Below are 12,179 nucleotides of genomic sequence, written 5' to 3' on the forward strand. Positions count from 1 at the left end.
CGACGCTCCGCGTCGCCTCCCTCCTCCGCCTTGCGATCGCACGCACCAGGCCCCGCTCCCTGATCCGGCCTGATCCAAACGACAAGCCCTAGGTCTTTCCGGCGCCTTGCGATCGCACGCGCCAGACGCCGCGGCGCCGCCCTCCGGGCGACGACGGGAGATTGAAGACAGGCCCTAGGGCCCTTCTGACGGATCAGGCAGGTCCAACAGGCCGGCCCGCCGCCAGGGCTATGCGTACGTTCGTGGGATCTCGGCGGCGAATCACTGCGGATCGGGTAGGGACGATCAGGTATGTCCGGACGGCGAGACCGATCCGGGCAGCGTCCCCCGGCCGAAAGGTGTCCCCCTTGTTCCCCCGAACCCGACGTTCCGCCGTCCTCGCCGCCGTGACGGTCGTGGCCGCGGCCGTGCTCCCGGCGACGGCCGCCCGTGCCACCGCTCCCACCGATGGCGCCGATACGAAGGCGCCCGAGTCCACGGTCACCCGCGCCGAGGTCCTCCAGCGTGCCGACTTCTGGGTCCGGGAGGCCGTGCCGTACAGCCAGCGGCACTCGTACCGCGACCCGCAGGGCGCGAAGTACCGCGCCGACTCCAGTGGTTACGCCTCCATGGCCTGGCACCTGCCCACGAGCCTGACGACCCGGACCCTCCCCACGGTCAGCCACCGCATCACCAAGGACGAGCTCCGGCCGGGCGACGTACTGCTCAATCCGGACCAGCACGTCGTGATCTTCGCGGGCTGGGCCGACAAGAAGAGGTCGTCGTACCTCGCCTACGAGCAGACCCCTCCGCACGCGCAGCGGCACACCCTCCCGTACCCGTACTACCGCCACGACAAGGAATACCTGCCGTACCGCTACAACGGCGTGAAGTAGTACGCACGGGACGTGAGCGGGCACGTATTACAGGCACGAGACGGTACGGAGGAACTGGTGGACCGGGCGTGCGCGAGTGGGAAAGTCCAGCTCACAAGCGGCTGGCTAGGGTGTGGGCATGTCCTCGACGCCGAACCCCACGCACGCGCCGGTACCGCTGGATGTCGCCGAGCGGACCTGGCGGCTCGTGGTCGACGAGGCGCACTACGTGAACGCGCGGCCCGAGGACGTGCGCCTCGCGGCGGTGGTGACGCTCGCGCGGGCTTCGAAGGGGCGGGCTCGGGTGGGGGAGTTGTATGCGATCACCGTCGACGACCTCGACATGAAGGCCGGGCGGATCAGCATGCTGCACAGGCGGCCGGGGCCGGCCGCCGGGCGCACCAATCGCAAGACGTACGACCTCGACGAGGACGCGCTCACCGTGCTGCGGAGGTGGCTCGCTGTGCGCGAGAAGGTGCAGCACGGGCCGATCGAAGGGGACCGGGTGCGGGCGTTGTTCGTGACGGTGCGGGCCGCGCACCGGCACGGGGCGCTGTACCACGCGGGGCTGCCGATCCACCCGCGTGGCATGCAGCAGTCGTGGGACCGGCTCATCGGGCGGTTGAACGCCCGGCATGCCGGGGAGGACGGGTTTCCGTTGCCGCGCCGCTTCGAGCAGTTGCGTCGCGCCTGGCGGTGACGGTCTGTCCTGTCACTACTGGTCGCGTACAACTCCGCTGTTCCTCGCGGGAGTTATGTGTCCCAGGGGCGTCAAGGGCCTGGGGTCGGCATGCATGAGGGGTACATTCGACTGCTCGCACACCTCGCATCATGCTTCTGCGCCAACGGGGGTTGGGCTCAAGATGACGCGCCATACGGCCTCGCTGTGCCGTCATGAAGTTCGGCTGCTGCTGTGGCTGCACGAGCAGTGCGGCCCGCAGACCGATGTGCCCGTGCCGGCCGCGGAGTTCGGGCGGCAGAAGAACATGCCGGGGCTCGGTGTCGCCGCCCTGATCGAAGCGCTCCAGGAGCGCGGTCTTGTGCGGATCCAGGAGGACGGGGAGCGGCCGCCGCCCGATGCGGAGCTCACCGCGGCGGGGCTGGCGCGGGCGGAGCAGTTGGTCGCCGATCTGGGGAACCCGGACGCGGTCCGGCGGTACCGGCAGCGCGTCACACGAGCCCTCGCCGACCTGCGCCCCACCGACCCCCGCACCCACCTGGAGGTCACGGGGGACTGGAACCGCCCGGTCTTCGAGCGCACCGAACAGGTGGCGGAACTCGCTCAGTTGGTGAAGGGCTGCGCCCGCATCCTCGGTCACGACCTGACGGATGCCTCGGTCGGCGGGGCCAGCGACGGCAACTTCCTCGCGGCGGCCGGCATCCCGGTCCTCGACGGCATCGGCGCGGTCGGCAGCGGCGCCCACGCCCGCTCCGAGCACACCACGGTGTCGGGCATGGTCGAACGGGCGGCGCTGGCGGCGTCGGTGCTGGGGGCGTCGGCGGGGAGGTGAGGGCGGGGCGGGCGTGGGGTGAGCGCCCGCCACTGTCCCCGTCTGCTTGACTCTTCGCATGTCAACACATGGTTTGCTCGCTGAGAAGAACATCCTGGTCGCCGGTGCATCCAGTGGTATCGGTGCCGCCGCGGCGCGCCTGTTCGCCCGGGAAGGCGCCAGGGTGGCCCTGCTGGCCCGCCGGCAGAAGAACCTTGAGGGCCTCGCTGGGGAGATCCGCGCCGAGGGCGGCACCGCCCTGGCGATAGCCGGGGATGTCACCGATCCCGGGGACGTGGAGCGTGCGGTTCGAGGTGTGGTCGAGGAGTTCGGCCGGCTCGACGGTGCGTTCAACAACGCGGGCGCCGCCACCGTCGGCACCGAACTGCACGAGATGACCATGGACGATTACGACCTGGTGATGGACACCAACGTGCGGGGCACGTGGAACTGTCTGCAACACGAGATCCGCGCCATGCTCGTCTCCGGAGGCGGAGCCATCGTCAACACCTCCAGTGTCGCGGGCCTGGTGTCCACCGGTGTGGGCGCGCCCTACATGGCGGCCAAGCACGCGGTCATCGGCCTGACCAAGGCCGCCGCGCACGAGTACGGGGAGCGTGGCATCCGCGTCAACGCCCTTGCGGTCGGCTCCACTTTGACCGAGATGATGGAGGGGGCCATCGCCGAGTCCCCGGGCATCGAGAAGACGTTCTTCGCCCGAGCCATCCAGCAGCGCATGGCCTCCCCCGAGGAGATCGGGCAGGCCGCCGCCTGGCTCCTGAGCGACCGCTCCACCTTCGTCACCGGCGCGACCATGCCCGTGGAGGGCGGGACGCTCGCCGTCTGACCAGGATCATCCGACGGGTCCTGCGCGCCTTTCCCGGCAGACTCCGGGCGAGGCGCGCAGGCGCGCTCGCGGGCTTCAATACCGGTGTGCCTCGGCGAGGGTGAGGGACGTCCGGAAGCACTCCTGGCCGCTCTGCGTCATGAGGACGCGCACCACGGGACGCCCGGCGCCGTCCTCGCCCACGGTCTCGGCCGTCACGGTGCACGGCTGGTCGAGCTCCACATAACGGGAGAAGAGGGCCTGCTGACCGGCCGGAATCGTCGCGAGACCGGGGTGGATCTCCTGCGCGGCCTGGCGCGCGGCTTCCAGCAGCAGTGTGCCGGCGGCGTGGTCCACGGGGTGGTCGAAGTAGAAGGGGTGGTGCACGTCGACGCGCAGCAGCCATTCACGGGGCCGGTCGGTGGGGGAGAGCGCCACATCGTGGAACGAACCGACACCCAGCGGCTGGTGGGGGAGGGGCGGCGGCAGCGGGATGGCTCGGGCCATGGCCTGCCGGCCGTCACCGGCGTTCGGGCGCAGCCGGCGGTAGATGGCCGGCGCGAGGACGGGAAAGCGCGAGTGGGCGCGGACCAGGGCGACCCCGTCGGCCAGCACGTCGATGTCGAAAGCCAGGAAGGAGACGCGCTTGCCTCGGTACTGTGCCTCGGTGCAGGTCACGTGCAGTTCGACGGCCCGGGGCGGAAGCTGCGCCGCGGTGCGCAGTGCGGACGGCTCGCTGGTGTAGCGGAACTCGTCCCACAGCAGGTGGTGGCCGAGCGGCACGTCGTGGCCGACGTGGGCCAGCAGCGGGAAGCTCTGACGGACGGTCTCCACCAGCAGGGCGGGGCTGACGTGCCCGAAGAGCGGGGCGAACAAGTCGGTGGCGCGAGGCCAGTCGACGGGTATGGAGAACGACCCGTCCGCGTTGCTCCGCCACTCCTTGAGCAGGACCTGACAAGACTGGTGCTTGTGGACCAGCTCCTTGGGGACCGGTCTGGCCGGCCGGGGCTGTCTAGCAGAGTCATGGGTGATAACGGTGCTCATCAACGGCCTTCATCTCGGGATGGGCGGAGTTCGCATCTGAGCCGGTGCGGCGGCCCATCGGATGTCTGACCGTAGAACATAGTGTGTATTATTTTTTGTCAACCGGCAAAGGGGCTGAAGATGGCAAAGGGTCAGCAAGAGCGCGCGCTCGCCACGCGCAGGATTTTGCTGCTCGCGGCGGCAGAGGTGTTCGACGAGTGCGGGTACGCGGGTGCCGGGATCGCCAAGATCCTCCAGCGGACGGATCTCACGGCGGGCGCCCTGTACTTCCACTTCGGCTCCAAACAGGGCCTGGCGCAGGCCGTGATGAACGCGCAGCCGGAGGCGCTGTCCATCCCCGAGGACGTCAAGGGGATGCAGAAGCTGATCGATCTGCTGCTCACCTGGTCCTTCCAGCTGCAGCGCGACCCGCTGCTGCGTGCCGGTGTCCGGCTGACGGACGAACAGGCGACCTTCGGGATGCGTGATGTGACGCCCTATTCGACGTGGCGCACGATCATGCAGGACTGCCTGGAGGAGGCGCACGGGGCCGGCGACCTGCGTGCCGGAGTGGAGCCGGAGAGGGTGGCGACGTTCCTGGTCGGTACATGTACCGGGCTGCAGACCTACTCCCAGGTGGAGTCGGGGCGCGAGGATCTGCCCGAGCGGGTCCTCGATCTGTGGCGGCTGCTGCTGCCCGGGATCGCGTCCCCCGAGGCCGTCGAGCGCCTCGAAGTCGGCGTGGAGCGGGTCGATCCCGCCCTGCGCACCCCACGACAGCAAGCCGCCGAGAAGGTCGGCGCGAGAGGAATGCAACCGTGAGCAGGTTCCAGAGGCTGAAGGCGGTCGCCGTCAACATCGACGGCGTCATGCTGACCGACACCTTCAGCCCGGTCATCCACCGCTTCATCACCTCACGGGGAGGCGAGTACACGGCGGAGACCGAGCGCTCGATCTTCTCCCAGCGCCGGGCCGAGGCGGGGTGGGCCATGGCGCGTTCGGTCCCGCAGGAGATGACGGGGCCCGAGGCGCTGGAGACGTACTTCCGTGAGCGCGACGAGTATCTGGCGCAGCACCCGGTCGAGTTGAGTCCCGGCGCCCCCGAACTCGTCGGCAGGCTGCGGGGGCTCGGTCTGCGGACCGTGTGCTACGGAGGACTCGGCGCCGACCACTTCCGCGCCTCGCTCGGCACCCACGCCGAGCTGTTCGACGCCCCCGGCTACATCTGCACCAATGACTTCCGCCCCGGTGTCGCGGAGATCCCGGGTCTTCTCGGCCTGGAGCAGGGCGAGGTCGTCTTCGTCGACGACGTGGCCAAGGTCGGCGAGGTGGCCCGCGGCGAGGGGGCACCCTTCGTGGGCTACCCCAGCACCTTCCCGCACAGCCACCAGGCGCAGTTGATGCGCGAGGCCGGCGTCGAGCACCTGGTGTCGCACCTGGACGGAGTCGACGCGGCCCTGCTGGCCGGGATCGACGAGGCCGCCGCCGCGGGCCGGCTGTGGCAGACGGCGCCGGTGAACTGAGCCCGTACCTCCGGTCGTCCCCGTCGGGGAACGGGGAGGACCGGACGGCGGAGCGGCCGGAGAACGGCAGTACGGCTCCTCTTCGGCGCCGCCGTCAGCGGCGACGAAGGCGCGCGTCGGACAGGTGGGGCGGGACGTAGTCGGCGTCGGCGGGGTTCAGGTCGGTCCCCGGCGGGACGAGTTCGTCGATGCGGTCGAGTACGTCCTCGGACAGGTCGAGGTCGGCCGCGCCCAGCAGGTCGTCGAGCTGGGCGAGGTTGCGCGGGCCGATGATGGCGCTGTCCACGGCCGGGTGGGACAGCACGAAGGCCACCGCGAGATGGGCCAGTGGGACACCGGCCTCCCCGGCCAGCTTGAGCAGACTCTCGACCAGTTCGAGCTTGCGTCGATTGCCGGGCGACTCCTGGTCGAACTTGTACCCGATCATGTCCTTGCGGAAGCCCGACAGGCGCAGGTCCTCGGCGGCGCGGAAACGCCCCGTGAGCCAGCCGCTGTTGAGCGGGGACCACGTCAGGACGCCGAGCCCGTGCCGCTGGGCGGTGGGCAGCACACCGCGTTCGGCACCCCGCAGGAAGATCGAGTACGGCGGCTGCTCGGTGTGGAAGGGGATGTGGCCGCGGCGTTCGGCGGTCCAGCGCGCCTCCACCAATTGCTCGGCGGGGAAGTCGGAGCTGCCGATGGCCATCACCTTTCCCTCCCGGACCAGATCGGACAGGACCGAGAGGGTCTCGTCGATGTCCGTCGTGGGGTCGGGCCGGTGGATCTGGTAGAGGTCGATGCGGTCGGTCCGAAGCCGGCGCAGGCTGCCCTCGACGGCCTGCCGGATCCAACGGCGGGAATTTCCCCGCTGGTTGGGGTCCTCGCCCATCGGGAAGTGCGCCTTGGTCGCGAGGACGACGTGGTCGCGGCGTCCCTTGAGCGCCTTGCCGAGGATGGTCTCCGCCTCACCGCCCGAGTACATGTCGGCGGTGTCGACGAGGTTGATGCCCGCGTCCAGGGCGGTGTGCACGAGCCGGACGGCCTCGTCGTGGTCGGGATTGCCCCATGAGCCCAGCATCATCGTGCCGAGGGCCAGACGGCCGACCGTGATACCGGTGCGGCCGAGCGTGGTGGTGCGCACAGCGGGTGTCTCCTTGCCGTGAAGGTCAGGCGCCGATGGCGAGGACGGTCTTGCCGGTGCTGCGGCCGGAGGCGATGTGGCGGTGCGCCTCGGCCGCTTCACCATGGGCGAAGGTGCGGCTGATGGGCACCGTGACACTGCCGTCGAGTACGGAGTCCAGCGCCCTGCGCAGCGCGGCGGTGATCTCCTGAGGTGCCTCGGCGGCCAGGGCGGCGAGGTTGAAGCCGAGGACGGCCTTGCCGCTCATCCACAGGTCGTTGGCGCCGAAGGAGACGTCGTCGGCCCCCGAGGCGTTGCCCATGGCCACGAGCCGGCCCCCGATGCCGAGCGCCTGCATGCTCTGGGTGCGGGCGGCCCCGCCGACCGGGTCGACGGCGATGTCGAAGCCGCGCCCGGCGGTGAGGTCCGAGGCCGCCGCGGGCAGTTCGTCCCGCAGCAGCACGTGGTCGTAGCCGAGGGCCTTGGCCGGCTCGATCTTCTCGGGGCTCCCCACGGTGCCGACCACCTGCGCGGCGCCGAGCAGTCGGGCGACCTGCCCGAGCTGGCTGCCGACACCTCCGGCGGCGGCGTGCACCAGAACGGACTCGCCCTTCCGCAGCCGGGCCGTGCGCTCAAGGACCAGGAAGGCGGTGCTGGTGTTGGACGGGGTGGCGGCCGCCAGCTTGAGGTCCGCGCCGGAGGGCAGCGGGCACACCAGGCGGGCGTCGGTGACGGCGACCTGGCCGTACCCGCCGCCGCGCAGCATGGTCAGCGCGGCCACCTGCTGACCGGGGCGCAGGTCGGTCACCTCCGCGCCCACGGCCCGCACGGTGCCGGCCACTTCGATGCCCGGAACGTAGGGCAGTTCGAGGTCGACCACTCCGGAACGGAAGAGGATCTCGGCGTAGTTGACGCCGCCCCAGGTGACGTCGATGGAGACGTCACCCGGGCCGGGGACGGGCTCCGGGGCGTCGGTGAGGGTGAGGACTTCGGGGCCGCCGAAGCGGGGGATCGTGATGGCGCGCATGTGTCGTACCTCGTGAAGTCGGGGGCGGTGCGGGCGCGTACGGAACGCGTACGCGGGGGGAGGGGGGCGGTCAGGCCGGTTCGCGGACGGCCTCCGGCCGCTGATCGGACGGCAGTTGCGCGGCGCTCGTGCGCGGTCGCCGCAGGAGCGCCGCGATCGCCGCCGCGGAGGCCAGGCACAGCGCGGCGAAGCACCAGAGCACGGAGTGCAGGCCGTCGGCGAGGCCGGGGCCGGTCAGCGTGCCCCGCGTGGTCTGCGCGAGGACGGCGCCGACCGCGGCGATCCCCACCGTCTCGGCGGTGAGCTTGGCCGTGTTGAAGGCACCGGACGCCGCGCCCGCGTGCTCGACCGGCACGGCGTCCACGGCCTGGCCGTCGAGCAGCCCCTGGGCGATGGCCACGCCGCAGCCCGCGACCAGCAGGGCGGGCAGCAGAGAGGTGCCGGTCGCCATCCAGGCCGCGCCCGCCGCCACCAGGACGAGGGACGCCACCACCTGCACGCGGGCCGGGACCCAGCGCACCAAGTAGCCGCACAGCAGCGGCAGTAGGAGCACGGGTGCGGTCAGCGCCAGCATGGCCCACCCGGCCGTCGACGGTGTCATGCCGGCGGCGCGGGTGAAGTAGGTCGGCAGGTAGGTGAGCAGCGGGGCGAACAGTCCCACCACCGCGGCCACCGCGAGGCACAGGGCCGCGAACCGGCCGGTGCCCACGTGCCGCAGGTCGAGCAGCGGATACGGGGCCGCCCGCTCGCACCGCACGAAGAGCGCGAGCGCCAGCACGGTGACCGCCGCGGCCGCCCACACCAGCGGGGACGACCAGCCGAGCAGCGGTCCCTCCACGAGCGTGAACACCAGCGCCAACAGCCCCACGGTGAAGCAGATCGCACCCGCCCGGTCGCCCTGGCGGTCCGTGCCACCCGCCGTGGCGGGGCGCGGGAGCAGCGGGACACCCAGCAGGCACCCCGCGCCGACCAGGCCCGGCAGGGCGAAGGCGGCCCGCCAGCCGAAGCCGTCGACGAGCTGGGAGGCCACGGTCGGCCCGAAGGCGAGCCCGATGCCGATGGTGGTGCCGAACAGGCCGAAGACACGGGCCCGTTGGCGCCCGGCGAACGCCCCCGCCAGCACCGCGCTGGCACCGGTCGTCGTGGCCGCGGCGCCGATGCCGGCGAGCAGCCGGGCCGCGTCGAGGAACCAGATGTTCCCGGCGGTCGCGGACAGCAGCCCGCAGGCCGCGAAGAGCGCCACACCCGCCGCGAAGACGCGCCGGGCACCGTAGCGGTCCGCCCACGATCCGGTGACCAGCATGAACGCCGCGAAGGTGGCGCTGTAGGCGTTCACCACCCACTGGGTGTCCGACAGGCCGATGTCGAGCTGCCGGGCGATGTCGCTGAGCGCCACCGACGCACCGGTCAGGGTGAAGGGCACCAGGAACAGGGCGACCAGCGTGGTGGCCAGGACCGCCGCGGTACGTGCCCGGGCCGGGGCCGCGGGCATGTTCCGCTCGGACGGCTCAGGCATGTTCGGCCTCCTTCAGCGGCGCGGTCGGCTCCGCCGTGACACCCTCGGCGTCCGGGCGACGCGGCGCGAGCAGCCGCCACACGGCCACGCCGATGGCGGCGCACAGCACGGCGCTGACGAGCAGGACGGTCTGCCAGGCGCCGGTCAACTGCTCGGCGACCAGGTCGTGGAAGCCCTCGCCGGTGCCGGACGGGGCCAGGCGCGCCAGCCCTTCGTTCTCGCCCGCCACGGCGGTGTTGGCGATCTCCCCGGCGGACGCGGCAGAGCGGTCGTCGTCGGCGAGGCGACCGGTGAGCAGCCCGACGAGGGCGGCCCCGGCGGCGGCGATGGCGATGGCCTCACTGCCCAGGCGCAGCGTGTTGAGGAACCCGGCGGCGGTGCCCGCGGAGCTGGGCTCGACGACCTCCAGGACGGCGCCGTCGACCAGGCCGAAGTTGAGCCCGAGGCCCACGCCCAGCACGATCAGCGGTCCGGCGAGGGCCGCGGCGCCCGCACCCGGATGCAGGGCGAGGGCCAGCCAGGCCACCCCGGCCGTGAGCAGCAGCACGCTCAGCCCGAGGACGGCGCGGGTGGTCAGGCCCCAGCGCTGCAGCCGGGCCGCGAGCATGGGCGTGGGCAGGATCGGCAACGTCATCAGGAGCATGAGCGTGCCGGCCTCCCGGCTCGAGATGTCGTCCGCCACGACCAGGTAGTTCGGCAGCAGCGGCAGCAGGATCACGAACGCGAAGGTCGCCGCGACCGGGACCAGACACAGGCCCATGAAACGGGCGTTGCGCAGCAGCGCCAGATCCAGCATCGGCGCGCTCACCCGCTTCTCGACCGCGGCGAACACGGCGAACAGCACCACACTGCCGATCAGCAGCCCGAGCACCACGGGGCTCGACCAGCCCCACTGCGGACCCTCGGCCACCCCCATCATCAGCGCGAACAGCGCGGTCACGAACAGCACCGTGCCCGCCCAGTCCACCCGCGCGCCCTGCTGGGGCCGCGCCCCGCTCATCGCCGGGATCGCGCAGGCCACCAGCGCCATCAGGATCGCGTGCAGGCCGAAGAACGAACGCCAGCCCAGCGAGTCCGCCAGCACACCGGCGGCCATGGCGCCCAGCGCGAGTCCCGCACCGGTCACGATCCCGACCGCGGCGAAGGCACGCGAGCGGGCGGCGCCGGTGAAGGTCGCGGACAGGATCGCGCTGCCGCTGGTGAGCAGGGCGGCGGCGCCGACACCCGCCAGGGCGCGCGAGATGTTCAGGACGGTGATGTCACTGACCAGCGCACTCAGGGCGCTGGAGGCCGTGAAGAGCACGGCGCCCGCGGTGAACAACCGCCGCCGGCCCCAGGCGTCGGCGAGGGAGCCGCAGGCCAGCATGAAGCTGGAGAAGGTCAGGTTGTAGGCGTGCACCACCCACTGAAGGCTCGCCAGCGAGGCACCGGTGTCACGGGCGATGTGCGGCAGCGCGACACCGGATCCGGTCACCGAGGTCGGCAGCACCAACAGCGCCAGCAGCACCGCGACCAGCACGCACGCGGCGCGGGAACGTCCCATGCTCACGAGGCGACCGCCAGGGACTCCGCGCGCAGCTTGAGAGCGGCGTTCATCAGCATGAAGCCCTGCTCGATGCGCCACACCATCGCGCCGGCCAGCGGCATGCTCAGCCCGCCGAACTCCTCGAGCTGGCGCAGCCGGACGCCCCCGTCGCGCTCCTCCAGGACGAAGGAGTGGCGGGCGCGGAAGAACGCCGGGTGCTTGATGATCCCCGACCACTGCAGCAGCCGGCCCTCGTGCAGGGCGGTCACGGTGGGGGTGTGCGTCTCCTCCTCGGCCTTCATGGGGCGCTGCATGCGCAGGTTCAGCCGGGCCCCGGCCTCGATGCGGCCGTGGGCCTCGATGATGAAGGGGTTCCAGTCCCGGTAGCGGTCCAGGTCGGTGACGGCTTCCCACACGGCCTGGACCGGCGCGTCGATGTCGACGTGGGTGTCGATGCTGCGTCGCGTACGCACGATCGTCTCCAAAAGGTTCGAGGTTCGGTTCAGGCCGGGATGGACATCGACAGGCCGCCGTCGACCAGCAGGTCGACCCCGTTGACGTAGGCGGCGTCGGACGAGGCGAGGAAGGCGACCACGGAGGCCACCTCCTCCGGGGTGCCGATGCGGCCGCACACCACGTCGCGGCGGGCCGCCTCGCGGGCCTCCTCGGTGGGCACCGACTCGCGGTACATGTCGGTGTCGATGTAGCCGGGGCTGATGGCATTGACCCGGACGCCGTGCGGCGCCAGGTCGGCGGCCAGCGTCTTGGCGAGGTTGCCGGCCGCAGCCTTGGAGGCGGCGTACAGCGAGCCGATGGCCAGGCCGCGGTGGTGGGTCCACGAAGAGTTGATGACGACGGCGGCGCCGTCGTTGAGCAGCGGCAGAGCGCGCTGGACGGTGAAGAAGACGCCCTTGACGTTGGCGGCGAGCACGTCCTCGACGTCCTGGTCGGTGAAGTCGCCCAGACGCTTGAAGACGCCGACACCGGCGTTGGCGAAGACCGCGTCCAAGGTGCCGAAGCGCTCACGGACGGCGTCGGCCACCGCATCGGCGCCGGAGGCCGTGGAGATGTCCGCGGCCACGGTCAGCACCCGCTGTCCGGCGTCCAGTTCGACGGCCGCCTTGTCCAGGCGCTCGGCGTTGCGGCCGGCCAGGGCGACCCGCGCCCCCTCGTCGAGGAACCGGCGGGCCGCGGCCAGGCCCATGCCTGAGCCGCCGCCGGTGATCAGAACGGTCTTGTCGGCGAAGCGGGTGGTGTGCACGTGCATGGTGATAACTCCTCATAGTGGTACGGAAA

General features: G+C 71.6%; 13 protein-coding genes. 6 read left to right on the plus strand and 7 right to left on the minus strand.

Going from position 1 to position 12,179, the window contains the following annotated elements; all coding sequences use genetic code 11:
• The first annotated feature begins 347 nt into the window (after window positions 1-347).
• The 4 genes from ACIA8D_RS34215 (at window position 348) to ACIA8D_RS34230 (ending at window position 3,191) form a co-directional block, all read left to right on the plus strand.
• On the plus strand, window positions 348-875 hold the full coding sequence (locus ACIA8D_RS34215; RefSeq protein WP_399238125.1) for a hypothetical protein: 528 nt from the start codon (window positions 348-350) through the stop codon (window positions 873-875).
• 118 nt (window positions 876-993) lie between these two features.
• On the plus strand, window positions 994-1,554 hold the full coding sequence (locus ACIA8D_RS34220) for a hypothetical protein (RefSeq protein ID WP_399238126.1): 561 nt from the start codon (window positions 994-996) through the stop codon (window positions 1,552-1,554).
• Window positions 1,555-1,717: 163 nt separating this feature from the next.
• Complete coding sequence (locus ACIA8D_RS34225) at window positions 1,718-2,365, plus strand: M20/M25/M40 family metallo-hydrolase (RefSeq protein WP_399238127.1); 648 nt, start codon at window positions 1,718-1,720, stop codon at window positions 2,363-2,365.
• A gap of 58 nt (window positions 2,366-2,423) precedes the next feature.
• Window positions 2,424-3,191 carry an SDR family NAD(P)-dependent oxidoreductase gene (locus ACIA8D_RS34230; protein WP_399238128.1) on the plus strand — a complete coding sequence of 256 codons (768 nt, stop codon included), beginning with the start codon at window positions 2,424-2,426 and terminating at the stop codon, window positions 3,189-3,191.
• 75 nt (window positions 3,192-3,266) lie between these two features.
• On the opposite strand, the gene ACIA8D_RS34235 is transcribed toward ACIA8D_RS34230, so the two are convergent.
• Complete coding sequence (locus ACIA8D_RS34235; RefSeq protein ID WP_399238129.1) at window positions 3,267-4,214, minus strand: ScbA/BarX family gamma-butyrolactone biosynthesis protein; 948 nt, start codon at window positions 4,212-4,214, stop codon at window positions 3,267-3,269.
• 120 nt (window positions 4,215-4,334) lie between these two features.
• Here ACIA8D_RS34235 and ACIA8D_RS34240 point away from each other — a divergent pair, with 120 nt between their 5' ends.
• The gene (locus ACIA8D_RS34240; RefSeq protein WP_399238130.1) at window positions 4,335-5,015 is read left to right on the plus strand and encodes a ScbR family autoregulator-binding transcription factor; all 681 of its coding nucleotides are present in this window, start codon (window positions 4,335-4,337) and stop codon (window positions 5,013-5,015) included.
• The gene (locus ACIA8D_RS34245) at window positions 5,012-5,716 is read left to right on the plus strand and encodes an HAD family phosphatase (RefSeq protein WP_399238131.1); all 705 of its coding nucleotides are present in this window, start codon (window positions 5,012-5,014) and stop codon (window positions 5,714-5,716) included. The genes ACIA8D_RS34240 and ACIA8D_RS34245 overlap by 4 nt, the downstream gene beginning before the upstream one ends.
• A 94-nt stretch (window positions 5,717-5,810) precedes the next feature.
• On the opposite strand, the gene ACIA8D_RS34250 is transcribed toward ACIA8D_RS34245, so the two are convergent.
• From ACIA8D_RS34250 to ACIA8D_RS34275, 6 genes are all read right to left on the minus strand, one after another.
• Window positions 5,811-6,836, minus strand: coding sequence for an aldo/keto reductase (locus tag ACIA8D_RS34250; RefSeq protein ID WP_399238132.1), 1,026 nt, complete (start codon window positions 6,834-6,836; stop codon window positions 5,811-5,813).
• A 25-nt stretch (window positions 6,837-6,861) separates the two neighbouring features.
• Window positions 6,862-7,842 carry a zinc-binding alcohol dehydrogenase family protein gene (locus tag ACIA8D_RS34255; RefSeq protein WP_399238133.1) on the minus strand — a complete coding sequence of 327 codons (981 nt, stop codon included), beginning with the start codon at window positions 7,840-7,842 and terminating at the stop codon, window positions 6,862-6,864.
• 70 nt (window positions 7,843-7,912) lie between these two features.
• A complete protein-coding gene (locus ACIA8D_RS34260; protein WP_399238134.1) occupies window positions 7,913-9,358 on the minus strand; it encodes an MFS transporter in 1,446 nt (481 codons plus the stop codon).
• Window positions 9,351-10,901 carry an MFS transporter gene (locus tag ACIA8D_RS34265; RefSeq protein WP_399238136.1) on the minus strand — a complete coding sequence of 517 codons (1,551 nt, stop codon included), beginning with the start codon at window positions 10,899-10,901 and terminating at the stop codon, window positions 9,351-9,353. Before ACIA8D_RS34265 ends, ACIA8D_RS34260 begins: the two co-directional genes overlap by 8 nt.
• Before the next feature lie 2 nt (window positions 10,902-10,903).
• The gene (locus tag ACIA8D_RS34270; protein WP_399238137.1) at window positions 10,904-11,356 is read right to left on the minus strand and encodes an SRPBCC family protein; all 453 of its coding nucleotides are present in this window, start codon (window positions 11,354-11,356) and stop codon (window positions 10,904-10,906) included.
• Window positions 11,357-11,385: 29 nt separating this feature from the next.
• Window positions 11,386-12,150: an SDR family NAD(P)-dependent oxidoreductase gene (locus tag ACIA8D_RS34275; protein WP_399238138.1), complete on the minus strand. Its 765-nt coding sequence runs from the start codon at window positions 12,148-12,150 to the stop codon at window positions 11,386-11,388.
• Window positions 12,151-12,179: the final 29 nt, after the last annotated feature.

The organism is Streptomyces sp. NPDC051684 (assembly GCF_044453445.1).
In the GTDB taxonomy this organism is placed as follows: Bacteria; Actinomycetota; Actinomycetes; order Streptomycetales; family Streptomycetaceae; genus Streptomyces.